This is a genomic window from Paraflavisolibacter caeni, from assembly GCF_025628885.1.
Taxonomy (GTDB): domain Bacteria; phylum Bacteroidota; class Bacteroidia; order Chitinophagales; family Chitinophagaceae; genus Flavisolibacter; species Flavisolibacter caeni.
The window spans coordinates 63,051-88,675 of record NZ_JAOTIF010000013.1 but is presented as its reverse complement, the minus strand read 5'-3'; the positions used below and the strand labels follow the sequence as shown (position 1 = coordinate 88,675).

At 40.7% G+C, this 25,625-nt stretch carries 21 protein-coding genes; 5 read left to right on the top strand and 16 right to left on the bottom strand.

Annotated features, from left to right (window positions below):
- Positions 1–12: 12 nt before the first annotated feature.
- Positions 13–642 carry a hypothetical protein gene (locus OCK74_RS15765; protein ID WP_279298019.1) on the bottom strand — a complete coding sequence of 210 codons (630 nt, stop codon included), beginning with the start codon at positions 640–642 and terminating at the stop codon, positions 13–15.
- 218 nt (positions 643–860) lie between these two features.
- Entirely contained in the window at positions 861–1,034 is a 174-nt protein-coding gene (locus OCK74_RS15760; RefSeq protein WP_279298018.1) for a DUF1328 family protein, read from the bottom strand.
- Positions 1,035–1,215: 181 nt separating this feature from the next.
- On the opposite strand from OCK74_RS15760, the gene OCK74_RS15755 reads away from it, so the two are divergent.
- From OCK74_RS15755 to fmt, 4 genes are all read left to right on the top strand, one after another.
- Positions 1,216–3,591, top strand: coding sequence for a hypothetical protein (locus tag OCK74_RS15755; protein ID WP_279298017.1), 2,376 nt, complete (start codon positions 1,216–1,218; stop codon positions 3,589–3,591).
- A 79-nt stretch (positions 3,592–3,670) separates the two neighbouring features.
- The gene (locus OCK74_RS15750; RefSeq protein ID WP_279298016.1) at positions 3,671–3,946 is read left to right on the top strand and encodes a DUF2752 domain-containing protein; all 276 of its coding nucleotides are present in this window, start codon (positions 3,671–3,673) and stop codon (positions 3,944–3,946) included.
- A complete protein-coding gene (locus OCK74_RS15745) occupies positions 3,943–4,308 on the top strand; it encodes a TM2 domain-containing protein (protein ID WP_279298015.1) in 366 nt (121 codons plus the stop codon). Before OCK74_RS15750 ends, OCK74_RS15745 begins: the two co-directional genes overlap by 4 nt.
- A 61-nt stretch (positions 4,309–4,369) precedes the next feature.
- Positions 4,370–5,314 carry a methionyl-tRNA formyltransferase gene (gene fmt, locus OCK74_RS15740; protein ID WP_279298014.1) on the top strand — a complete coding sequence of 315 codons (945 nt, stop codon included), beginning with the start codon at positions 4,370–4,372 and terminating at the stop codon, positions 5,312–5,314.
- A 33-nt stretch (positions 5,315–5,347) separates the two neighbouring features.
- Here the strand turns inward: fmt and OCK74_RS15735 are convergent, their stop codons facing one another.
- The 9 genes from OCK74_RS15735 to OCK74_RS15695 form a co-directional block, all read right to left on the bottom strand.
- Positions 5,348–6,310, bottom strand: coding sequence for a LysM peptidoglycan-binding domain-containing protein (locus OCK74_RS15735; protein ID WP_279298013.1), 963 nt, complete (start codon positions 6,308–6,310; stop codon positions 5,348–5,350).
- A gap of 100 nt (positions 6,311–6,410) precedes the next feature.
- The gene (locus OCK74_RS15730) at positions 6,411–7,808 is read right to left on the bottom strand and encodes a methyltransferase RsmF C-terminal domain-like protein (protein ID WP_279298012.1); all 1,398 of its coding nucleotides are present in this window, start codon (positions 7,806–7,808) and stop codon (positions 6,411–6,413) included.
- 77 nt (positions 7,809–7,885) lie between these two features.
- Positions 7,886–9,436, bottom strand: coding sequence for an NAD(P)(+) transhydrogenase (Re/Si-specific) subunit beta (locus OCK74_RS15725; RefSeq protein ID WP_279298011.1), 1,551 nt, complete (start codon positions 9,434–9,436; stop codon positions 7,886–7,888).
- Between the two features lie 26 nt (positions 9,437–9,462).
- The gene (locus tag OCK74_RS15720; protein WP_279298010.1) at positions 9,463–9,795 is read right to left on the bottom strand and encodes an NAD(P) transhydrogenase subunit alpha part 2; all 333 of its coding nucleotides are present in this window, start codon (positions 9,793–9,795) and stop codon (positions 9,463–9,465) included.
- Positions 9,796–9,841: 46 nt separating this feature from the next.
- Positions 9,842–10,963 (bottom strand): Re/Si-specific NAD(P)(+) transhydrogenase subunit alpha, encoded by a 1,122-nt coding sequence (locus OCK74_RS15715; RefSeq protein ID WP_279298009.1) that lies wholly within the window; start codon positions 10,961–10,963, stop codon positions 9,842–9,844.
- 52 nt (positions 10,964–11,015) lie between these two features.
- Positions 11,016–11,738 (bottom strand): O-methyltransferase, encoded by a 723-nt coding sequence (locus OCK74_RS15710; RefSeq protein ID WP_279298008.1) that lies wholly within the window; start codon positions 11,736–11,738, stop codon positions 11,016–11,018.
- Between the two features lie 110 nt (positions 11,739–11,848).
- Positions 11,849–12,403 carry a dihydrofolate reductase gene (locus OCK74_RS15705; protein WP_279298007.1) on the bottom strand — a complete coding sequence of 185 codons (555 nt, stop codon included), beginning with the start codon at positions 12,401–12,403 and terminating at the stop codon, positions 11,849–11,851.
- Positions 12,404–12,413: 10 nt separating this feature from the next.
- Positions 12,414–13,208 (bottom strand): thymidylate synthase, encoded by a 795-nt coding sequence (locus OCK74_RS15700; RefSeq protein ID WP_279298006.1) that lies wholly within the window; start codon positions 13,206–13,208, stop codon positions 12,414–12,416.
- A 53-nt stretch (positions 13,209–13,261) separates the two neighbouring features.
- Complete coding sequence (locus tag OCK74_RS15695) at positions 13,262–14,491, bottom strand: proline dehydrogenase family protein (RefSeq protein ID WP_279298005.1); 1,230 nt, start codon at positions 14,489–14,491, stop codon at positions 13,262–13,264.
- Positions 14,492–14,646: 155 nt separating this feature from the next.
- On the opposite strand from OCK74_RS15695, the gene OCK74_RS15690 reads away from it, so the two are divergent.
- Positions 14,647–15,165 (top strand): acyl-CoA thioesterase, encoded by a 519-nt coding sequence (locus OCK74_RS15690; RefSeq protein WP_279298004.1) that lies wholly within the window; start codon positions 14,647–14,649, stop codon positions 15,163–15,165.
- A gap of 235 nt (positions 15,166–15,400) precedes the next feature.
- On the opposite strand, the gene OCK74_RS15685 is transcribed toward OCK74_RS15690, so the two are convergent.
- The 5 genes from OCK74_RS15685 to gltB form a co-directional block, all read right to left on the bottom strand.
- The gene (locus OCK74_RS15685) at positions 15,401–16,165 is read right to left on the bottom strand and encodes a lysophospholipid acyltransferase family protein (protein WP_279298003.1); all 765 of its coding nucleotides are present in this window, start codon (positions 16,163–16,165) and stop codon (positions 15,401–15,403) included.
- Positions 16,166–16,313: 148 nt separating this feature from the next.
- Positions 16,314–17,423, bottom strand: coding sequence for an outer membrane beta-barrel protein (locus tag OCK74_RS15680; protein WP_279298002.1), 1,110 nt, complete (start codon positions 17,421–17,423; stop codon positions 16,314–16,316).
- 110 nt (positions 17,424–17,533) lie between these two features.
- Positions 17,534–18,916 carry an ammonium transporter gene (locus tag OCK74_RS15675; RefSeq protein WP_279298001.1) on the bottom strand — a complete coding sequence of 461 codons (1,383 nt, stop codon included), beginning with the start codon at positions 18,914–18,916 and terminating at the stop codon, positions 17,534–17,536.
- Between the two features lie 515 nt (positions 18,917–19,431).
- Complete coding sequence (locus tag OCK74_RS15670; RefSeq protein ID WP_279298000.1) at positions 19,432–20,931, bottom strand: glutamate synthase subunit beta; 1,500 nt, start codon at positions 20,929–20,931, stop codon at positions 19,432–19,434.
- 162 nt (positions 20,932–21,093) lie between these two features.
- Complete coding sequence (gene gltB, locus OCK74_RS15665) at positions 21,094–25,605, bottom strand: glutamate synthase large subunit (RefSeq protein ID WP_279297999.1); 4,512 nt, start codon at positions 25,603–25,605, stop codon at positions 21,094–21,096.
- Positions 25,606–25,625: the final 20 nt, after the last annotated feature.

Here is a 25,625-nt window from a genome sequence, read left to right as displayed (position 1 = left end):
AAAGACATCATATTATTGAACTAAACCCTCTACCGCATCACTGAAGGTTACTTTTTCGTTCATACTCACTGCCCCAACCCGGCACCAGTATTTTTTCCCTTTTTCAAGGTTCTTGAGGATAAATTTGTTAGCAGATTCTATATGACTAATCCATAAACTATTAGGCGTTATAGGATCAACTGTATATTGAAAGTTGTAGAAAATAGCCCCCACAACACGGCTGCTGCTCAATTGCAGTTCTCCCGGGTTTCTCCCTGCTGCTACCTGTAGGTTTTCCGGCTTGCCTATTTCAACAGGCGCTTGTTGCTCAAATCTGATATCAAAGCCTGAGCTTATGAGTTTTTGTTGATCTCTGTCAGCAATATACGAAACGTAACCAGCGAGACTTTGTAAAAGTCGGATCAGTTTCTGCCGCTTTTGAATTCTATAGATTAAGTTATTTTCCTTCATGAATTCAGAAAGGGTAGTGGAGATATCTTCAAGCGCAGGAGTCGGCTTAGGGAAATTGGAGTTGCCTGCCATTTTAGAAATGATATTTGAGGCTTTCATTTTAAGGCTGTAATCAGATAAATCATCAAAACCATTAGTCAAAATTGGGGTGCTCATAAGCTTACATTGAGATGATACAATCACACCAAACAACCTCCCTCGTTTACCAAAAGTATTGGTACAACAAATTTTATCATATTCTCAATATAATAGCTCAGTAGAAATACGGTTTTTTCAAACCTTTAAATAATAAATAAAGGGAGGCTCTCCTCCCTTTATTTGACCACAGTACTCAATTAATGGCCACTTAATATTGACGGCGCACTATTAATGTTGATAGGTCCGGATTAATCTTACGAATTGTAAGATATTTACAGTGGGTCGGTAGTTCTTCCTCTGCCAGCAATAAGGCTGATGATAAAGAGTATAAGGAAAATAAAGAACAAGACCTTAGCAATACCGGCCGCACCTGCTGCTATGCCGCCAAATCCAAAAATAGCTGCGATAATAGCAACTACTAGAAAAATCACTGTCCAACGTAGCATAGTTTTAAGTTTTTAGTGAAATAATAAAAGCACTAAGGCAGAAAGCATGCCATTATTACAACTATTTTGCTATTGAACAGCTTGTATTGCCTGGTGACGTATTGAAAATCCACTTCCCCTGCATTACATAATACAGTAATTTTATGGCTCTACTTTATTATCATTATACTCCCGGATTTAAATGGATGAAACCATATATAATCAACTCCCTGCTTTAAAAGGCCGTTTTTCTTTTCTGCCTTTATTAAGGTTATGGAAAGAAGTTAGTGAAGGTAATGATACTGCAGCTGCAAAAATTTGTACCCGTTTATGCCAGCAATTTTATAGTATCCCTGAATTACTGACACCAACAGATGACTATAGTGTTCTAGAACCTCACAAAGCCCTTATAGAAGAGGCAATGACTACAATTTTTCCTGCTTCTTTCAGTAAAAGAAAGGAATTGCATGCAGTGGCGATGCCCTTTGCCAGTAAACCTATTTACGCATCTTCTTTTTTCAGGTTCACTTATTTGGACAGCCATGACAATTTCGTGCTTCCAATGGACCCGCAGGTTGCAAAAAATGTAGCTGCCGCAAAGATTGAACTTGCATACAAACTGATACTTAAAAAGTGGTATGGGATTGACCTGATAGGAGGAAGTGCTTTCATTTGTTCTTATCCGGAGAGGACTCAAAACATACATAACTATTTTGAACTGGAATGGGATCCGCAGTTTATTGATATTAGTTGTTCTTTTGAATTGCCTCCATTACCAGATGAGTTTATACAAAAGTGTCACCATGTGCACGATTTGGTATTATACCCACAATTAAAGCAATTGCTTCCCCTGGAGCATTTTGTGTTTTACGGTTTGGTGATCACACGCATCAGGGAAGTTTCCGAACGGGAAACTGTAAATATTATCCGCACTATTTTACAAAAAGATGATTGCTTTGAAAACACGAAATGGCAGTACGAACTTAAACAGCAGATTCGTTACTTTCTACGCATGGAAGATGCAGATATTGGATTTACTATATTTTACGATGCCGGAAATGAAGTAGAATTGCCAGCTATTAATTATGCCAGCATTCTTCTTCGTAATATCCACAGAGTAGACCGGGTTATTGAGTTTAGCAACATTTTAAAACGAGAGTTGTCTATACGTCCGGACTATTTCTGGTGGTTACAGAGTCAGTCAGAGCATCCTAGCCAACTGGATAAACACCTCAAGAAAGAGGGTTGGAAAAGTGCGCTGATTACAGCTTTATACCATAATCAAAATATTATTGGCTGTATTGAAGTTGTAACCAGAAAAGGGGAACCTATAAAGAAAGAAGTTTTGATCGGGCTTGAACATATAAAAGAGCTATTGCAATTGGCCGTTCAGCAAAATCAACAACAGGTGTATAATAAGATCAGATATTTGGTAAAGCAACATTTTACAGCTGTACAATCTGCTGTTGAGTGGAAGTTCAATAACGCTGCTGTACGCTATTTATTAAAAGAACACCAGGGGCATGTTCAGGAAATGGAATCTGTGGTTTTTGAAAATGTTTATCCTTTATACGGAGGCATCGATATCCGGAATTCATCTGGTGAACGTAATAAGGCCATACAGCAGGACTTATTACATCAATTGGAATGGGTACAAAAACTCTTAGAGCGTGTAGGGCAATTGACTTCTTTCCCTTTATTGAATGAAATTCGCTCTTCAGTGCACAAACACTTAGGTTCAGTGATGCATTTCCTATTTGCAGGTGATGAACCTGTAATACAGAACTTTTTGCAAAAAGAAGTTGTTGACTTAATGCAATTTATCGCTAAAACAGTCCCGGAGTTTAGTAGTGAAATTGAAGCTTATTTTCAGGCTACAGCGTCAAATGATCACTTAATAACGATTCACCGGCAAAAGTTTGAAGAAAGTGTGACTGAAATAAACAATTGCATAGCACATTATATAGAGCAGGAACAGAAAGCTATACAGGAAAAATATCCTCATTATTTTGAGCGATTCGTTACAGATGGATTAGATTTCAGTATTTATATAGGCCAGTCAATAGCCCCGGGATTAAAATTTAATGCGGCCCATCTTAAAAATATAAGATTATGGCAACTTTCATTTCTGGCTGCTGCGGCAAGACGTGTCTATCAACTGAGTTCCAGCTTGCCTGTTTCCTTACAAACTACTCAATTATTGCTTGTATATAACGTGCCGATTTCTATTCGTTTTCGAAATGATGAAAGAAAATTTGACCTGGATGGCGTTCATCATGCCCGATATGAGATATTAAAAAAACGCATTGACAAAGCTATGGTGAAAGGGACAGGTGAAAGATTGACCCAACCAGGTACAATTGCTATTGTATATTCTGGAGACAGCGAAGTAAAAGAGTATTATCAATATATAGAGCACTTAAGAAAGCAAGGTTTAATAACAGGACCAATTGAAAACTGTGATTTAGAAGATTTGCAAGGGGTTAGCGGCCTGAAAGCTTTGCGCGTAGCTATTCAACTGGAGGAAACACACAAAAGAGTCCGCTACAAAATGAAGAAGGAGCAAATAAGTGAATAGTTTATGATATGGCTGGAGCTTTTTCTGGAGGATACATTTAAGTATCTTTCCGTCTCCCAAAATTCTTAATTAGATAAAAATGCCAAAATATACTGAACAAGTGATTTGGACTTTTTCATTAATAGCTCTCTTTTTTATGGATGTAACGCCATCCCAGGAGTCATTATGTTTGTTTAAGCACTTTGGCTTTGAGTTTTGTCCTGGCTGTGGACTTGGGCATTCTATCTATTATGCACTTCATTTTGATCTGATTCGTTCTGTCCAATTTCACATACTTGGACCATTTGCAACAATGGCGATTTTGTTTCAAATCTTGAAACCTTTTTTCTCAATAATAAAAATCAAACTAACATGAATCAACAATTGCTTATGATGTTACCTGGCATGGATCCTGACGAATTGGCCGTTATCCAAAGTATTACAAGAGATATGACTGATTGGGAGCAACAACAGTTTGTTGCTATTTACAAAGGCAAAAGAAAGGACCAGATGACAATGCTGGTGTTGACGCTAATCGGGTTTCTAGGCATAGCGGGAATACAGCGTTTGATAGTTGGTGATACAGTTCTAGGCATCCTCTATCTGCTTACATTTGGCTTTTGTGGTATAGGAACTATAATTGATATTATTAATATTAAGTCATTAACATTCGAGTATAACAGGAAACAGGCAATGGAAGCCGCCAATATGGTTCATATGATGAGAGGAGTACAATAATTTTCGAAGCTGTATTACGTCAAATTTGTTGATTTTTGCTGCCTTAAAATGCAACAGATCAATGAATAGTATAGATAAATTGCGTATTGTTTTTATGGGTACTCCAGAGTTTGCTGTAGCTTCACTGGATGCTTTAGTAGGGGCTGGTTATCATGTTGTGGGAGTTGTAACGGCTCCGGACAAACCTGCCGGCAGGGGTATGAAGCTGCAGCAAAGTGCTGTAAAAAAGTATGCACTCGAAAAAGAGTTACACATTCTGCAGCCTGAAAGATTAAAGAATCCTCAATTTCTCGAAGAGTTACAAGCATTAAAAGCTGATCTCCAGGTGGTAGTGGCATTCCGTATGTTGCCCGAAGTTGTATGGAATATGCCGCCATTAGGTACTATTAATGTGCATGGATCTCTGTTGCCCCAGTACCGGGGTGCTGCTCCTATCAATTGGGCTGTTATCAATGGTGAAAAAGAAACAGGAGTAACTACTTTTAAATTAAAGCATGAAATCGACACCGGAAATATTCTATTGCAGGAAAGAATACCCATTGGCGAAAACGAAACTGCTGGCGAAGTTCATGATAAAATGAAAGATGTAGGAGCGAACCTGTTAGTAAAAACAGTAAACGCCCTGGCTAATAGAACGATCGAAGAAATACCCCAGTCTGCTGCCAGCATTGAAGAAGTAACTTTTATAAAACATGCACCAAAGATTTTTACTGAAACCTGTCGCATTGATTGGAATAAGAAGGTTAGTGAGGTTCATAACTTAATTCGTGGCTTGTCTCCCTATCCGTCAGCTTTCACCACATTAGATGGAAAGACAATGAAAATATTTAGCTCGGAAAAGGAAATTGCTGTTCCGACGAGTGAACCGGGTGCCTATGAGACTGATAGAAAAACTTACCTGAAGTTTGCTTGCCCTGATGGCTATATCTATGTAAAAGAATTACAATTGGAAGGGAAGAAGAGGATGGGAGTAGATGATTTTTTGAGAGGGTATAAGTTCAACTGAAAAAAAGCCCCGATCTGAAGATCGGGGCTTTTTTTAATAATTTACCTTAACAATAAACTTATTCGGGTCTGAGATATCCAGGGCAGAAGCAGCCGCATTGGATATGCGAACTTCAAGTCCTTGGTTTTGACGGATGCCACTCATCTCTCCCAAAACTTTAGCATAAACTGCTTTGTTGTTTGTTGGGTTGGTTATACGAATGATCGTTCCTGGTTCTACATTATCCATTAAAGCATAATATTTTCCATCTTGCCAACCACTGGAAGTTTTGAAGATGCTTGCTGTAGCCGATTTTTCATTGTTAGCGGCTTTTGACTGCTGCTCAAACTGTGTTTTGAAATATCCCGCACCTCCCATAGCAACCTGTGGTGTACTGGGCGCTGCAGGCTGCTTTTCTGGCGCACGCTGATTTGAAACTGGTTCTGCTTTCTTTTGCTCAGTTACGGGCTGTGATTGGGGTTGTGTTGGTTCTACTTTTACATCTGTTTTAGTAGCAACAGGTTGCGTAGTTGCTGGTGCCGGAGCAGGATTGCTGGCCGCTACATTGGTTGTTGGAACCCCGCTTGCCTGCAAATAGCCAACAATGAGTTTCTGGCCAGGGGAGATGTTGTCGCTGGTCAGATGGTTCCATTTACGCAAATTGGCCATCAGTACTTTATTGTTTTTTAAACTAACCCGGTATAAACCTTCTTTATCTCCCACTTCATAGTAAACCGGGGTTCCCTTTTCATCAGTTTGTGAAAAATTAGTAGCATTCAGCGGGATCATGATAGATTGACCAATACTCAATCCATTTGCCATATCGAAGCCATTGAAGGCCGCAATATCTTTGGGTGAAATAGCATACAGCCTTCCAATAGAGTAAAAGTTCTCTTTGGCATTAACGGTATGCATTACATACATACCTTTTTCATTGCTATGTACCAATAAACCATTCTGCGCAAATCCACAGTAAGAAAAAATCGTTAGAATTAACAGCAATAAAGTCTTTTTCATGCAAATTGAATTTTGTTTTTCAGTGGTTAGATAGTGTTCGGATAGGCAAACAATTTCAGGGTCGCAAATTAGGGAATAAGGGAACGTGACTTTCAAATTTTCACATTTGCTTCAATATGCGAAATTCTTTAGGGTAATAATTATTTACTCTATTATTCAAGGCATTGATCCAACCTAGGTTGTGATTTTCATAAGTCATTATTTGCCAGCCTTTAACATCAGGCGTAATGCCTGCATCACTTTTTTGAAGGTACCGGATGGCTTCCTCATAAGTAAGAGGTAATTTAGGAATTGCATCAGCTACACAATTACTTAAGGCCAATGCATGCTCAGGTACCAATTTTTCTTTCATGACTTCCCCAATAGCCACCCCTGCATATTGCACATTTAGTGCATTTTTAACGATGCTATAGTTTTCAGTCAGCGACGAGGGTATGCCATAAATCAAATTAGCCTTGAACAACTGTACATCTTTTGTGTTTAGCCAGGGTAAAACAACGGCTTCCTCCTTTGTGGTTGCTTTTTCCAGTTTTGTCCCTTTCAACTTTACATCCTTGGTGCCTGTTGTTTTTCGGAAACAGGAAAGATAAAGTCCTTCACCTTTTACTTTATCGGGGAAAAAACGGTACCCCCTGGCCCCTGTACCAGGTGCCTTGCTTTCAATTATATGCCATTCCTTTTTTATTTCCAGAGGAATGCTTTGCATCTGCCATTCATAAATAAGCCAGTCTGCAATGTCTTCGTCCTCATCTTTGGAATAAGAGCAAGTAGAGTAAACCAGGATGCCATTTCCTTTCAGAGCAGGCAGGACATCGGCAAGGATGCGCTTTTGTCTGCCACAGCACAGGTACACATTTTCTTTACTCCATTCATTAATGGCCTCCTCATCCCTTCTGAAAAGACCACTTCCACTGCAAGGGGCATCGACCACGATAACATCAAAAAAGCCTATAAGCCTTGAGAAATGCTGGGGATCATTATTGGTCACAACAACATTTGTACACCCCCATTTAATAATATTTTGCTTTAAAATGCCTGCCCGGCTTTTAATCACTTCATTGCATACCAGCAAGCTGTCCGATGTCAGGAGTGATTGAATATGTGTGGACTTTCCCCCCGGAGCCGCACAAAGGTCCAGTACTTTCAAAGGTTGAGAAAGGTTTGTTGTTTGTTGCAGGGCTTGTTCGAGGAACATACTTGATGCTTCCTGTACATAATAACAGCCAGCATGGAATAGCGGGTCAAATGTAAATGAAGGACGTTGGGTAAGGTAAAAACCAGCGGAGGACCAAGGAACTTCATGGTCAATAGTGAAAGGTAATGGGTGAATATTCGCCAATTCACCATCTACCATTGACCATTTAGCCGGGTTGATCCGAATAGATGTGATCTGCTCACCAGATTGATGCACGTTTTCAAAAGCTTCACGGTCAAAACCAGTGACACCTTCCAGTGAGTTCAATAATTCTGCAGGTAACTTCACGCTGATTTTTCCCAAAAGTATAATTTTTACAAATCTGCCGTGAAGCGATCTATAGCCTTGAATTTGCCTAAAACTATACTGATTATTTCAAATTACAGGTTCTTGATTTCTCCAATGAGGTCTTGTAATACTTTTTTAGCATCCCCAAACAGCATTGAAGTTTTAGGTTGAAAGAAAAGCTGATTTTCAATACCTGCATAGCCTGGTTTCATGCTCCGTTTGTTGACAATAACTGTTTTAGCTAATTCGACATCAAGTATAGGCATACCATAAATAGGAGAGTCCGGATCTGATTTGGCAGCCGGGTTCACCACATCATTAGCTCCCAGTACTAACACGACATCAGTTGTGGGGAATTCATCATTGGCATGTTCCATTTCGAGGAGCTTTTCGTAGCTCACATCAGCTTCAGCCAGCAATACATTCATATGTCCGGGCATTCGGCCGGCAACGGGGTGAATGGCATACTTAACATTTACACCTCTTTCGTTCAATATTTTTTCAAGTTCGTGGCAGGCATGTTGTGCCTGGGCTACCGCCAGTCCGTAGCCGGGAACGATCATCACCTTATTGGCATATGCCATCACAACAGCTGCATCGTTGAGCGTAATCTCTTTGAATTGACCTTGATCTTTGTTGACCGCGGTCTGTGAGGCATTGCCTCCAAAAGAACCAATCAATACGTTTTTGAGCGAACGATTCATGGCCCTGCACATTAAAATAGTGAGTAAGGTACCAGCTGCACCAACCAGGATGCCACCTGTGAGCATTACTTTATTGTCGTATAGAAAGCCGCCGCATGCTGCAGCTACACCCGTAAACGAGTTTAATAATGAAATAACTACTGGCATATCAGCACCGCCTATTGGTAAAACGAACAAAATCCCATATAAAAGCGATAAAAGGAAAATGGCATAAAACACAATATAAACTGAAACAGGAAGCGTAATATTTATTTTGCTCAGTAAGGGATTACGAAGGTGGAGTATGCGCAATTCTTCAGGTCCCAGTCTAAAGGATGAATGGATCTGAATGATCAGCAAAATAGAAATGATCAGGATACCGCCTAAAAGTACGAGGTTAGAGACATGGTGTCCTTTAAAGGTTTTATCCTGGATGCGCCCGTTTAGTTTTCCCCAGGCAACCATACTGCCTGCAAATGAAATGGAACCAATGATCAATCCCAGTAAAACAGTTATGATCATTGCTGTAGGGACTGGCAGGACTAACATGTCTTCATCAATACCTGCTGTAGAATCATAAGCCTCAAAAATCCGGAATGTAAAATCAGTTGCTGCAAAGTGATTGAATTCCACCAATGAAATCAATGCCGCACAAGCCCCACCCATACCATTAAAAAGGCTTACCATTTCTGGCATAGCGGTCATTTTTACTTTTTTAGCAGCAGCAACACCAATGATTCCACCTATAACAAGTCCGGTGAAGATCCACCCATAATTATGTAGTTTGCTCCCATCTTCATCCTGGTATAAGAAAATAGTCCCAAATATAGCTAGAGACATTCCTGCAGCTGCTGCTAGATTTCCTTTACGGGCAGTTTCCGGGTGGGACAACATTTTTAAGCCTAATATGAACGAAACCGATGCAACGAGATAGAGAACGGTGAGAATGCTAATTTCCATCAGAAAGTAGGTTGGAAGGAATGTTATTAAATAATATTATTTGGATTGTGGGCTTTTTTCTTTTTAAACATCTCTAACATTCTGTCTGTCACAACAAAACCCCCAACAACATTAAGGGTGCCCAGCACCACTGCCAGAAAGCCAAGGATAAGTGCAGTGAAGTTGTTATTTTCTGCCTTGCCCATTACAATAATGGCTCCAATGATGACTACTCCATGGATGGCATTGGCACCGCTCATTAATGGCGTGTGCAATACGCTGGGAACACGTCCAATGACTTCTATGCCTACAAAAACCATCAAGATTACTATATAAATAATCTGCTGGTTAGAAGTTATCCAGTTAAAAAAGTTTTGCATAAGTTCAAAGATTATAAGAGATCAAGTGATAAAGGCATTTCATTTATCAAATTTGTACATTCATTTTTAGGCGTTCATGGACGATTTCACCATTATGAGTAATACAGCTTCCCTGTACCAGGTCGTCGTCCCAGTTCAGATTCAGGTTACCTTCTTTATTGGTGATCAGTTGAAGAAAATTTTGAATATTTTTGCCATATACCTTGCTGGCATCTGATGGCATTGTGGCGGGCAGGTTACCTGCTCCAACAATACTTACACCTTTATATATGACAGTTTCATTATCTATTGTAAAGGGAGTATTTCCTCCGGTCTTTGCTGCAATATCTATAACAATAGAGCCTTTCCTCATTTTATTCAGCATTTCTTCCTCAATTAATATAGGAGCCTTTTTCCCAGGTATTTGTGCTGTAGTGATGACAATGTCAGCTTTGGCAATACTTTCAGCAATGCGTTGTTGTTGCCGCAATTTATATTCTTCCGTTTGTTCCACGGCATAACCGCCTGCCTTGCTGGCATCGGCAGCTCCGTCCACTTCCACAAACTTAGCACCTAAACTTATTACTTCTTCTTTTACAGCAGGCCGGGTATCAAATACTTCTACTACTGCTCCTAATCTTCTGGCGGTGGCAATTGCCTGTAAGCCCGCAACACCTGCCCCAAGAATGAGCACTTTAGCTGGCGCAATGGTACCGGCAGCTGTCATAAACATAGGAAAGTAGCGGGGATATAGGTTTGCTGCTAAAAGCACAGCCTTATAACCTGCAATGTTAGCCTGGGAACTTAAAACATCCATGCTCTGAGCACGCGTTGTCCGGGGAAGCATGTCCAGACTAAAAACAGTTAAGCCTGCTTGTGCCCATTCCTGCACCGACTGTGGATGGTACAGTGGTTGGAAAGTGCCGATAAGGATTTTGTTATTAGGGATTAGTAAATCAGAATTCGGCTGCTGAATTGATAAGATAACATCTGCTTCCTGAATGATTTCTCTGGCGGAAGAAATCAAAGCTCCTGCGTTTTGGTAGTCTTCATCAGGTGCAAAAGCCCTGGCGCCAGCATTGTTTTCAATCAGTACACGGATGCCCTTTTTGGTAAGTTGAATGACAGCTTCCGGGAGAAGCGATACTCTTGTTTCGTTTGAAGGTTCTTTCAATACACCAATGATCATGGAAGAGTGTTTTGTATGTGGAAGGTACGGATTTAGAATATAAAGTTGATCTTTAAAACCGGATTGTAAAATGTTGTTTTTCTTTAAATTCCTTTCGGAAGAAAACAAATCCCAGGAAGAAAATATCCACTGTGCAACGTACAGAAGGATGCTGTTGAATCTCTCTCCAGGCACTTTCCATTTCTTCGCTCCAGTGAATATCGTCGAAAACCAAAATGGTATTGTTGTGAGATTTCTGGAGGAACTGTTGGAAGTAATTAATAGTGGGTCTATATCTATGATTGCCATCTATGTAGCCCAAATCAATGGAAGAATGTTGCTGTAAAACTTCTGGCAATACAACATCAAAGTTGCCTTGAAGGGATTGAATGTTGTTAAGACCTAATTTTCTGAAATTCTCATTAGCAACCTGCCGGATAGCTCCACTGCCTTCAATCGTTACGATCCTGGCTTCAGGATTGGCGATACTTAAATAAGAAGTAGTAATTCCCAGTGAAGTTCCTAATTCGATAATAGTTTCAGGTTGGTAATGCTTTATCAATCTGTATAAAAGCTGAGCATATTTCTTTGGCTTCAAGGCCGTGGCCGACACATCTTTTACTCTTTTCTCTTTTGTAGAATGGATACGGGAACCAGCACCCATGTCTTCTATATGGAGCAGGCGATTGTCATATTGCTGTTCTTTGCGTAATTGCTCAATAGTTGCTGGTGGTGTGTACTGGCTTTTGTTGTTCAGAACATGCAAAATAAAATCAAAGACAAATGGAGAATGCATGCCATGGCCTTTGCTATTGAACCCCGATAAGTAGTATCGTAAATATTTTTTAGCTAATTCAAATGAATTGTACACCAGGAAATTATAATATAATGTATAAAAGTTTGAAGTTATGAGACTCTGTTCCAGACCTGGTAAGTATGCTGATATGCATTTTTTTCATCCGCAGGGCAGTGGCGCTGACTGGCTAATTTCCATTCGCTATCGGGCAATTCAGGAAAAAAAGCGTCTCCATCAAATTTGTGGTGGATACGGGTGAGGTAAATCCTATTCGCCTGAATAAAAGAAGTTCGAAAGATTTCAGCTCCGCCAATCACAAAGATCTCTTTTACATCAAATTCTTTTGCTTTTTCAATAGCCTCTTCGATGGAGTGCACTACATCAACACCATCCTTTTGCCAGTCTGTGTTACGGGTAATAACGATGCTTTTGCGTCCCGGCAATGCTTTGCCAATTGATTCAAAAGTTTTGCGCCCCATCAGAATAGGCATGCCCCATGTAAGATTTTTAAAATACTTTAAGTCGTTGGGCAGGTGCCAGGGAAGCTTGTTATCTTTTCCTATCACATTATTTTCATCTGCAGCTACAAGCAAACTCAAAATTATACTTCTATTGTTCTTGTCAGCGTAACCAGGATCGTTATGCTCATTATTGTTGTTGTTCATAAAGTTTGCTTTATACCGCTACTGGCGCTTTAATAGCTGGGTGATGCTGGTAATTTCCTAGGGTGAAATCTTCGTACTTGAAGTCGAAAATGTTTTTTACATCCGGGTTTAGCTTCAGACTTGGTAAAGGGAAAGGCTGGCGTGAAAGCTGCAGCTTTACTTGTTCCATGTGGTTTGTATAGATATGTACATCACCAAACGTATGAACAAAATCCCCGGCCTGTAAATCACAAACCTGAGCAACCATCATCGTTAATAAAGCATAAGATGCAATATTAAATGGAACGCCAAGGAATACGTCCGCACTCCGTTGATACAATTGACAACTTAATTTCCCCTCCGCAACGTAAAACTGAAATAAGGTGTGGCAGGGCATCAGGGCCATATCGGGAAGATCGGCAACATTCCATGCACTTACAATCAGGCGGCGACTGTCAGGATTAGTCTTAATTTGCTGGATCAGGTCGCTGATCTGGTCAATCGTATTGCCATTTGCGCCGGTCCAGCTACGCCATTGTTTGCCGTATACTGGGCCTAATTCTCCATTCTCATCAGCCCATTCATCCCAGATGCTTACTCCATTTTCCTTAAGGTATTTAATGTTCGTTTCACCCTTTAAAAACCAAAGGAGTTCGTGGATAATACTCCTTACATGCAGTTTTTTAGTGGTTACCAATGGAAAACCTTCCTGAAGATTAAAGCGCATTTGATAGCCAAACGTGCTGATTGTGCCGGTGCCGGTTCGGTCACTCTTGTGTACACCGTTATCTAATATGTGTTGAAGTAATTGTAAGTATTGTACCATTTCTTAATCTAATTGGACGTTTATAAGATTAAGCCGGAAAATTAGTACAAAACTCACATTCCTCTTCTTTCTATTTCTTTCTTTATCAAATTCAATTCCCTGCTTGTCTGCCCTTTTACAGATGTGTTTTCCTCGGCCCGGCGCATTAAATAGGGCACAACATCTTCAATTGGGCCAAATGGTAAATACTTACTAACGGCACACCCTGCCAGTGCAAGATTGAATGTTATATGATCACTCATGCCATATAATTGGCTGAAATGCACATATGGATGGTCAAATGGCAGACCTTTTTGTTCCATCAGTTTCACTGCAAGCATATTGCTGTATTCATTATGCGATGCAATAACTACTCCTACATGATCAATATTTTGTATACAGAATTTAACTGCCTTGTTATAATCTTCATCTGTTGCAGTTTTATCAGTTTGAATCGGTGAAGTATATCCTTTTTCAGTCGCCCTTTCCCGCTCTTTTTCCATATATGCACCTCGTACCAGCTTGACGCCAAGTGTGAAGTTATGCTCCCTGGCGGCCTCCTCAGATTTTTTTAAAAACTCCAGCCGGTCATGGCGATAAAGTTGAATTGTATTGAATATGACCAGCCTTCCTTTATTGTACTCCTTCATCATTAACATGGTGATAGCATCAACCGGATCCTGCACCCAACTTTCTTCCGCATCTATCATCATTCCAATGTTCTTTTCACTTGATATATCACAAATACTACGGACCCGCTGATGAACTTTTTGCCATTCATTCAGTTCTTCATTGGATAATTGCTGGATCGCTCTGTCGTAGCGTTTGATCAGTGGCAAGGCTTCTGTAGTTTGCATCAGGGCATGCAGTTTTTCAAGCAGAGAATGCCTCGCTAAACCTGTAACCTTCACACTCATATATGGAATGTTGGGCTGGGTTGAAGCATAATTGATTACCCGGATAAATTCATCCTTGGCCTTGTCAAATTCTTCTTCACTTTCTTTGCCTTCAACACCATAGTCAAGAATGACCTGTACATTATATTTTGCCAGCTTTTGAGCCACACCTGTAACTTCTTGTAGGCTTTCTCCTCCTACAAACTGCTTGAAAATAGTTTTACGGATAACTCCTTTCACAGGTAGTCCCGATTTTATGGCCCAAGGTGTCAAAGCGGTGCCCAAGGTCACCAGCCATGAATTTGCCATTAAAGAAAAAAGCCTGTAGGCTTCTTTTAATTCTGTATTTGATTTATAAGCGAATGCTGTTTTTGTGTTGTCAAAAGATAGGATAGCTTGGGTCTCCATAATACAATCGTTTGAAATTTTTCAAAGCTAAGGGTTTACAATAGAAAAAAAGATGAGGAGTGTGTAGGTGAAAAAACTGTATGTAACCATATCAATCAAAAATTAACAAAACCTGTTTCCAATCTCTTGCCTTAGTTTTGGCCCAAATTTGAAACATGAAGGTGAAAACTCCTGCTGATAGTTATACTTCAATGACTGAAATAGTTTTACCCAACGATACGAATGTTTATGGCAACCTTATGGGGGGCCGATTGATGTACTGGATGGATATCGCTGCTGCCATTGCAGCACAAAAGCATTGCAACGCTCCCGTGGTTACGGCCTCGGTAGACAACATTTCTTTCGAAAAATCTATTAAACTAGGAAACACTGTTCATATTGAAGCAAAGGTTACCCGTGCTTTTAATACTTCTATGGAAATACATTTAAGAGTATGGGGAGAGGATTTTACAACGCAGTTTAAGTATAAAAGTAATGAGGCATATTATACTTTTGTTGCATTGGATCCACATGGAAGGCCCCGGCAGGTGCCACAATTAGCTCCTGATACAGATGATGAGAAACGACTATATGAAGGAGCTTTACATAGAAGACAACTACGTTTGATATTGGGTGGTAAAATGAAGCCTGGTGATGCTTCAGAGTTAAAAGCATTATTTGACCAGGAAGTGTAAGCGATGATATCTCAAAGGGGTGAGTTATAATTAATGGAGGAATAAATGTGATCATTCGTAAACCAGGATTCAATGATGCTGGTGCTCTTTGCCAATTTTATCAGGAGGTGGCAAGATGTGAAGGTGGCATCGCCCGGATAGAAGAGGAGATTACTTTAGAATATATTCGGGAAATAATGGAAGCTTCGAATGCTAGCGGATTAATGGCATGGATGAACCCTCATTACAATTTCCTCTAAACTTCTTGCAACTTCCAATGATGAGCTCCTTGCATCATGAATTTCTTGCTTTGTTCAATGGCGTCCATAACCTGTGTTAAAATGGCTTCTGGTGAATCGTCATAGTTAATGTTCAAGGGTTCTTTAAAAGTAACGGAAAGCTGAACTCCTTTCTTTTTAAATTTAAGACCTTTTTTATCGAAAGCTCGCCAAAAACCTTGTATCACTACCGGAATGACAATTGGCTTACAATGTTTGATGATATGAGCAGTACCCTTACGTCCTGGAGCAAAAGCTTTTGTAGTTCCTTGTGGAAATGTGATAACCCAGCTGCCATATAATGCCCTTTCAATTTTTCGGGTATCCGAAGGATCAAGCCCACGGCGTACCTCGACTCCATCTTTACGCCAGGTTCGTTTCACTGTTAATGCGCCGGCCAGGGCAAAAATCCGGCTGATAAAACTTCCTTTCATGGTTTCTTCTGCTGCCACGTAATAAACATTGGTAAAAGGGTTTAACAGGTAATAAGGAATACCCAGGCGATTTTCTTTTCCCCACTTTACAGCGCAAAAAATGTGTAAAAATGTGATGACATCAGCAAAATAAGTCTGGTGGTTGCTGACAAATAATACATTTTTTTTAGGCAAACTGCTAAAGTGTTCTGTACCACTAATTTTCAGTTTGTTAACGATAGCAATGCTAGGATAAAATGCAATTCCCACTATGGCATAAACAATCTTGCGTACCAGTTGAAACTCTTGCAATCTTTTCCAGAAACTCATGTGTAGGGTCGTTGAATATTTTAAAGATACAAATAATGCACCGAGTGGATGGTTGGGGAGCAGAAATGTGGAAAAGAAAAACCGCCCAGCTGGGCGGTTTTTTGATTGTACTATTTTTTAATATGAAACCTATGATAAATGCTATAGTTTAGAATTTGTAAATAGCTGCGATCAAACCAGACAATGTGCTTTTTTGCGATTCACCTGACCGATTAATAAAGACTTCTGTATCTGCATTGTCTAATCTAAGTTCAGGTATAATAGTGAGCCCATTGATTTTAAAGTTTGCAGATAGCGTGGTTTCAAATATGTTACCAGAAGGTAAAGCTCCCAATACGCCTTTCTTATTGTCAAAATATTCACCTCTGAGTGTTAATCCGAAATTGGAAGTAGGATCTGCGTTCAGGTAAAGGGCTGAACCCCACCAGCTATCGCTTTCGCCAAACTTAGCACTGTAATCTGACCTGGTTTTAACGCCCTGTACAGTGCCGTTATAGCCAATGCTGAATTTATCACTAATAGCTCCGGTAATAACTGCGTCTATCTGGTTGATTTTCGTTGAAGAGTCAAAAGTACCACCCTGGTAGTTCAGGTAAAGTTTTACTTTTTCTCCTCCATAGCTGTATTGGCCAATTAGGAATTTACGCGCAAAGCTTGCGGATTTTAAGTCGGTAGGGTTAGAGATGCCTAACATAAAACCGCTTTTGCCAGCAGTTAGGTCTGCTTTGACCCCTGTATGAAGGAATGGACCATAAGAAAACATGTAGCTCATGCTGTAGTTGCGATTTAGATAAGGGTCTACCAATTCATAGCCTACATGGGTTGCAAAACTACCTGCTGTGAACTTGAGGTTTTCTTTTGGTGCATAAGTGATGTAAGCTTGCTTGATGACAAATCTTGAAGTTAAATCCGCAGTTCCTCCGGCAGCATCCACATTAGCCACCCTGTCTGCATAAGAGAACTCATCAGCTCTTGTTCCAAATCCGAGATCTGCAACTACTCCAACCTTTCCCATGGAATGTTCCAGCTTTACGGAAGCCATTCCTAATTCGAAAGAGTTATGCGAGTTGGTGAAACTTGTTAAATTATTTGTAGTACCGTATTCTTTTTTAGGATTGCTAAAGTTAAAGCGATAATAAGCATCTACATATCCAGACACTGCAAAATTACTTTTGGTTTCAGTAGCAGTTGAATCTTGCGCGTGGGTAAAACAAAATGGTGCCAGGACTAGCAAACTGGTAGTAATTTTTTTTATCATAATTTTGATTTTGGTGTTTAGAAATATAGGTACAGCTCTGGGTTGTCGAGAGCCCGCGTGAGCTGTACCTTTTTAATAATCGTAAGAGAAGAGAGCGCGAGAATTGATTTTTATTCAGTTACAGTTTCTTCTTTGATCTGTCCGTTATTGCTAATAAGCAAAGTTCCTTGCATATATTTTTCATCGTGTTGAGAAGCATCCAATCCAAGTTCTTCATCTTCGGAGCTTACACGAAGTGGTTGTATCAGGTTGATCAATTTGAAGATGCCATAGGAAACTGTAAAGCTATAAGCAACAACAATAGCAAGAGCTTTTAATTGAGTAAAGAAGAAGTCGGGATTGCCATAGAAAAGACCATCAGCACCAGCTCCATTTACAGTCTTGGTTGCAAACATACCTGTCAGAATCATACCTACGATACCGCCTAAACCATGACAAGGGAATACATCCAATGTGTCATCCAGTTTGGATTTTTGTTTATAATATACAGCGATATTAGAAATGATTGCAGAAATAACACCTACAAAAATACTTTGTGGTACTGCAACAAAACCGGCAGCAGGGGTAATGGCTACCAAACCTACAACTGCACCAATACAAAATCCAAGTACAGAAGGTTTCTTGCCTTTTAATACATCAAAGAACATCCAGGATAAACCGGCAGATGCTGCTGCAGTATTTGTAGTCGCGAAAGCTGATACGGAAAGAGCATTGGCTCCTAAAGCAGAACCTGCATTAAAACCAAACCAGCCAAACCATAATAAACCTGTACCAATCAATACATATGGAATGTTGGCAGGTGGAATTTCTTTTTGTTCAATGTGAGCCTGGCGGCGTTTTAAAACCATCGCACCAGCTAATGCTGCACATCCGGCAGAAATATGTACTACTGTACCACCAGCAAAGTCTAACGCTCCCATTTTAAAAAGGAAGCCTTCTGGATGCCAGCTCCAGTGGGCCAGGGGAGCATATACTAACAAGCTGAATAATACAATGAATAATACGTAAGAAAGAAAACGAATCCTTTCAGCTACAGCGCCTACTACAAGACCTGGGGTAATGATGGCAAACATCATTTGGAAAAGCGCAAATAGACCTAAAGGAATAGTGGGAGCTAAACTCCAGGGTTCACCCGACATCACATTCTTAAAGAATAAAAATGTTGTTGGATCTCCGATAACGCCACCTTTCGATTCACCAAAAGCCAGGCTAAATCCGATGACAATCCAAAGAACGCCTACAATACCAGCTGCTACAACGCTCTTCATCATTGTGGAAATTACATTTTTACGATGTACCATGCCGCCGTAAAACAATGCTAAACCTGGAGTCATTAAAAATACAAGGGCCGTAGCTACGATGATCCATGCTATATCTGCAGAACTGTACAACTTGCCCCCATCATTAAAGGTCGGGAGTGAAGGGATAGTTGTTGCCAGAAGAGAAATGGCTGCAAGAATGATGAAAGGAATGGAACGCTTCAGTTTTAACATACAGGAGGTTTTTTTGTTATTAGAAAATAATATAATTATTAACTTCTATGCTAAATTAAGTTATTAGGATTTAAAATGAGTAGAAAAATACACATATTTAAAAATATAATTCAAAAAAGCGTCGTATGAGTATATATGTTTATGTAATAAAAAATGCTTTTCATGTTAATTATTAAGCTATTTTATGCGAAAGAAGGAGGGATGCAGTGCATTTGGTATGCTTTTTTTAAGAGCAAATTTTTAATGTACAATTAATTTGATAATTAAACTACGTTGGTGGTATATTATTAAATAGGGTTTAAAATATAAACGATAATAGTAATAACAACCTTTCTTTTTGGTTTTACAATTTCATTTATAAATACTGGAGATATTGATATATGATGGTATTCTTGGATATTAATACAATGATATAATTTAAAGACTGAAGGTTCTATTGTTTCTAAGTTTGTAAAGTTTATTAAATAAAAAAGGGCTGCAATGCGCAGCCCTTTTCAAGATCTATAATAATAGTTCTATAATGCCAGAAGGCTTCTATCTTTTGATTCTAATACAGAATGTTCCATCAGGTACTCATCTACCTTACGGGCACATTCTCTACCTTCACTAATAGCCCAAACTACCAGGGATTGTCCCCGACGGACGTCGCCTGCTGCAAACACTTTGGCAATATTGGTTTGATAGTGTTTCTCTGTTGCTTTTACATTGCCACGTTCATCCATCTCTACTCCCAACTCATTGAGTAAACCATGGTGTTGTGGATGTACGAAGCCCATAGCCAGCAGTGCCAGTTCACAAGGCATTTCCCGTTCAGAGCCTGGAACTTCCACGAACTGAGCTGGTTTACCTTCAGCTGTTATTTTCCACTCAAGGTCAACAACTTTCAACGCTTTCAAATTCCCATTTCCATCGCCAATAAATTCCTTGGTAGCAATTGCCCAATGGCGGTTTGCTCCTTCTTCATGCGAAGTTGAGGTCTTCAATAACATTGGGTAAGAAGGCCAAGGCATATATGGAGTTCTGGTCTCTGGTGGTTTTGGCATTAATTCAAACTGAGTGATCGACTTGGCGCCGTGTCGGTTTGAGGTACCAACACAGTCACTTCCTGTATCACCACCACCAATTACGATTACATTCTTTCCTTCTGCGCTTAATTCTTCTGCTAAAATATTGCTTTCAATTTTTGCATTTGCCAAAGGATCTTTTCCTGCAACTCGTTTGTTCTGTTGCTTCAGGAATTGCATGGCATAGTGTACGCCTTTCAGTTCTCTTCCTGGTACATTTAAATCACGAGGAACAGTAGAACCGCCTGCCAATACGATGGCTGAATATTCTCTTAGAAGATCATTAATGCTTACGTTTACACCAACATTCGCATTGCACTTGAATACAACACCTTCTTCTTTCATCAGGTCTATTCTGCGGTCAATAACCCATTTCTCCAGTTTGAAGTCTGGAATGCCATAACGGAGTAGACCTCCTGGGGCATCGTCTCTTTCATATACTGTAACCGAGTGGCCGGCATAGTTCAATTGGGCTGCGGCTGCAAGACCAGCAGGGCCTGAACCAACTACTGCTACTTTTTTACCAGTACGTACATGAGGAATACGAGGCCTTACAATACCTTTCTGGAATGCAATTTCAATAATGTGCTTTTCAATTTCCTCAATGGTAATAGGCGGCTGGTTAATTCCTAAAACGCAGGCGCTTTCGCAAGGTGCAGGGCAAATGCGTCCTGTAAATTCAGGAAAATTATTTGTTGATGATAGAATATCATAGGCTTCCTGCCAGTTTTTGCGATATACTGCATCATTAAATTCTGGAATGACATTTCCAAGGGGACATCCGCTGTGACAAAATGGAACACCGCAGTCCATACAACGAGCAGCCTGTTGGTTCAGTTTCTGCTCTGAGTACAATTCTGCAAACTCGTTGTAGTCTTTGATTCTTTCTTCAGGAGAACGTTTAGCTGGTAGCTCCCTGGTAAACTCTAAAAAACCTGTGGGCTTCCCCATATCTTAGTTTGTAGTTTTTTGTTTTTAGTTTTTCAGCAACATTTCCTTATTAACTTAAGGAAATGTTGCTGATGTTTTTATTCTCTTTTAGTCACTACCCTGATGCTCAGGCCTTGCTGCGCTGATGCTCCCTTTTAGGGGCTGGGGGTGTGGCTTGGCTTTTTAACCTTGAACCTTAACCTTTTCAGCTTTAGTTTTCAAGACTTTCTTGTAATCGATCGGGAATACTTTTACAAAGTTCTTCAACTGGTTTTCAAAATCATCCAGGATGAACTTAGCAACAGTGCTACCTGTATAATCGAAATGGTTTTGAATCATTTGTTTCAATTCTTCTGAATCTCCGTTTTCTACAGGATCCAGGTCTACCATTTCTTTATTGCAAAGTGATGGGAACGTTCCTTTAACATCATATACATATGCAATACCTCCGCTCATACCGGCAGCAAAGTTTCTTCCGGTATCACCCAAAATAACTACGCTACCACCCGTCATGTATTCACAACCATGATCGCCAACACCTTCAACAACTGCGTTAACTCCCGAATTACGAACAGCAAATCGTTCACCTGCTTTACCACGGATGTAGGCATTTCCTGAAGTTGCTCCATAGAAGGCCACATTGCCGATCAGGATGTTTTCCTCTGGAACAAATGAGGACTCTTTTGGAGGATATACAATTAAGCGGGCCCCGGATAAGCCTTTACCGAAATAATCATTGGCATCACCTTCGAGTTCCAGGGTTACACCTTTGGTATTGAAAGCTCCAAAGCTTTGTCCGGCTGTACCATTAAACTTAAAGTGAATGGTATCATCAGCTAAGCCTTCAGACTTATACTTCTTAGAAATTTCATTAGAAAGGATAGTACCAATGGTTCTGTCTGTATTGATAGTAGTAAACTCACCAAATACCTTTTCTCCTTTTTCAAGAGCAGGTTTAGCAGCTTCCAATAACTTCCAGTCAAGAACATTGTCAATACCATGGTCTTGCTCTTCTTGTTTGTACAAGCCGGTATACAGGGATGCTGGTTCTTTATACAGGATCGGAGAAAGATCCAGTTTGCTGTATTTCCAATGTTTGATATCAGGTCTTGCTTCCAGGCAATCTACCTGGCCAATCATTTCATTAACTGTTTTGAAGCCCAGTTCTGCCATGATTTCCCTTAATTCCTGAGTAATGAACTTGAAGAAGTTTACTACATGGTCTGCATCACCTGTAAAGCGTTTACGCAATTCAGGATCTTGGGTTGCAATACCTACAGGGCAAGTGTTCAGATGGCATTTACGCATCATGATACAACCTTCTACTACCAGTGCGGCTGTTGCCACACCCCATTCTTCTGCACCCAAAAGGGCTGCAATGGCAACGTCACGGCCGGTTTTTAATTGTCCGTCGGTTTGTACAACCACGCGACTGCGCAGCTTATTTTTTACCAGTGTTTGATGGGTTTCTGCCAAGCCTAATTCCCATGGCAAACCGGCATGTTTAATTGAACTGACAGGAGAGGCACCCGTACCACCATCGAAACCTGCAATCAGTACAACGTCGGCTTTGGCCTTCGTTACACCGGCAGCAATGGTTCCAACACCTGCTTTAGATACCAGTTTCACGTTGATCCTGGCTGCCCTGTTGGCATTCTTCAGGTCATAGATTAGCTGGGCAAGATCTTCGATAGAGTAAATATCGTGGTGCGGAGGAGGGGAGATCAAACCTACACCCGGAGTTGAGTGACGTACTTTACCGATCCAATCATCTACTTTATGGCCTGGTAACTGACCACCTTCTCCAGGCTTAGCACCCTGTGCCATTTTAATTTGTAATTCATCCGCCATTGTTAAGTAATAGCTGGTTACACCAAAACGGCCCGAAGCTACCTGTTTAATGGCAGAACGCATGGAATCGCCATTGGGCATGGATTTATAACGGATTTCATCTTCACCACCTTCACCGGTATTGCTTTTTCCACCAAGGCGGTTCATCGCGATAGCCAGTGTAGAGTGTGCTTCATGCGAAATAGAGCCAAAGCTCATCGCACCGGTAGCAAAGCGTTTGTATATATTTTCTGCTGATTCTACTTCATCAATCGAAATAGAAGGACGGTTGCGTTTGAACTGCAACAGGCTGCGCAGCGTACAGGCCTTTTCACTTTGATCATTCACCGCTTTAGAATACTTCTTGAACGTATTGTAATCGTTCAAGCGTGTAGAGTATTGAAGCAGGTGAATGGTCGTTGGATTGAACAGGTGGGCCTCACCCTTTCTTTTCCATTGGTACACGCCACCTACGGGCAGGCGATCAACAGGAACATCTTTTTTGCTGAATGCCAGGTTGTGTTTTGCAAGTGTTTCCTTGGCAATTTCATCAAGACCCATTCCCTCAATGCGGGATGTTGCACCTGTGAAATACTTATCTACAACGGTTTTGTTTAAACCGATAATTTCAAATATTTGTGCTCCCTGGTAAGATTGCAGTGTAGAGATCCCCATTTTAGAAAACACTTTCAACAGGCCATCGTTAACAGCTTTAATGTAGTGTTTCTTGAGGGTATCAACTTCTGTATCAGTTTGTAGCAAACCAGACAATTTCATATCACGGATAGTAGAAAGTGCCAGGTAAGGGTTGATGGCAGTAGCGCCAAAACCAATCAAACATGCAAAATGGTGCACTTCCCATACATCGCCGGCTTCAATGACCAGTCCTACTTGTCCGCGTTTTCCTTTGCGGATCAAGTGGTGGTGAACTGCAGCAGTTGCTATCAGGGATGGAATAGGAGCGTGGTCTGAGTCTATTGCTCGGTCTGATAAAATCAAAACTTCAAAACCATCATCTACAGCATCTACTGCATAACGGCACAAGCGATCCAGCGCTCTTTGCAGAGAACCAGCTTTGCCATCAGCACGGAAATAGCACTGCAGTGTTTTGGCCTGGAAGATACCTGTATCGATACTACGGATCTTTTCCAGTTCATGATTATTTAATACGGGCTGCTTTAATGCAACAGTATGACAATCCAGAGGATCTTCCATCAGCAGGTTTCCTGCACTACCCACAAAAGTGGCTAGCGACATTACCAGGCGTTCGCGGATAGGATCAATAGGAGGGTTGGTAACCTGTGCAAACAATTGTTTAAAATAGCTACTCAGGTGCTGAGGTTGATCACTCAATACAGCCAAAGGTGTATCCGTACCCATTGAACCAACGGGTTCTTTGCCATCTAAGGCCATTGGAGCAATAATGTTCTCCAGGTCTTCGCTTGAATAACCAAAAGCTTTTTGATACTTAAAGATCTGTTCGGTTTCCAGGTGTGTAAACAGTACGCGTGGTTCTGGTAATTCCTCCAGGCGAATTTTATATTTGTTTAACCACTCTGCATAAGGTTTTTGAGAGCAAATGGTTTGTTTCAATTCTTCATCAGAAATGATCCTTCCTTGTTCGAGGTCTACTACGAACATTTTACCAGGCTGCAAGCGACCCTTTTCCTTAACGATCTTTGGATCAACTGGCAATGCACCTGATTCAGATGCCATGATCACACGGTCATCCGTAGTTACGCAATAGCGGGAAGGACGCAGCCCATTTCTGTCCAGGGTAGCACCAATGATTCTTCCATCTGTGAATGAAATAGATGCTGGGCCATCCCAGGGCTCCATGAAAGAAGCATGGAATTCATAGAAGGCTTTTTTCACTGGATCCATCAGGTCGTTGCCATCCCAGGCCTCTGGGATCAACATCATCATGACATGAGGCAGTGAACGGCCACAAAGTGTCAACAGTTCGATCATGTTGTCCAGGCAGGCAGAGTCTGACTGGCCTTCGCCGATGATAGGCAGCAACATGTCCATTTCTTCCTTGGTGAAATAAGGAGAGGTAAAACTTCTTTCATTGGTCTTCAACCAGTTGACGTTACCTTGTACAGTATTGATCTCACCATTGTGTGCAATGTAACGGAATGGCTGTGCCAGTTTCCACGATGGGAAAGTATTGGTAGCAAAACGGGAGTGTACCAGGCCAAAAGCTGAAACTACCCTTTTGTTGTTCAGGTCAGGGAAATATCCTCTTACTTGGGTAGAGGTCAACTGGCCTTTGTATACAACAGTTTTGTACGAAAGAGAAGCAATATAGAAACCTATTGCATCTTTCTTAATAGTATTGTTTACTGTGTGAGTGGCATAGTTGCGTAGTAAAAAAAGCTTTCGCTCAAATTCATCCGGGTTATTAATGTGGTCAGGGCAGGCAATAAAAACCTGCTCGATTTCCGGCTCAACAGACAAAGCTGTAGGACCTATACCGTTAGGGTTTACCGGAACTTTGCGGTAAACCAGGATTTCCAATCCCAGCTTTTCAGCAGAACGGTTGAAAATGTCCCGGCATTCTTCCTTTAAACGGATGTCTTTAGGAAAGAATAAAACACCAACGCCATACTTACCAAATGCAGGCAGGTGAACGCCTAACTTGACACATTCGTCAAAGAAAAATTCATGCGGAGTTTGTAGCATAATACCCGCGCCATCGCCGGTATTATTCTCACAACCACAGGCACCGCGGTGCTCCATGTTCTCCAGAATAGTTAAAGCATCTGAAACAATCTGATGGGATTTATTGCTTTTAATATTAGCAACAAACCCAATACCACAGGAATCACGTTCAAATGCCGGAGAATACAAACCAGTGCTCATAATAAAATTAAAAGGATGAA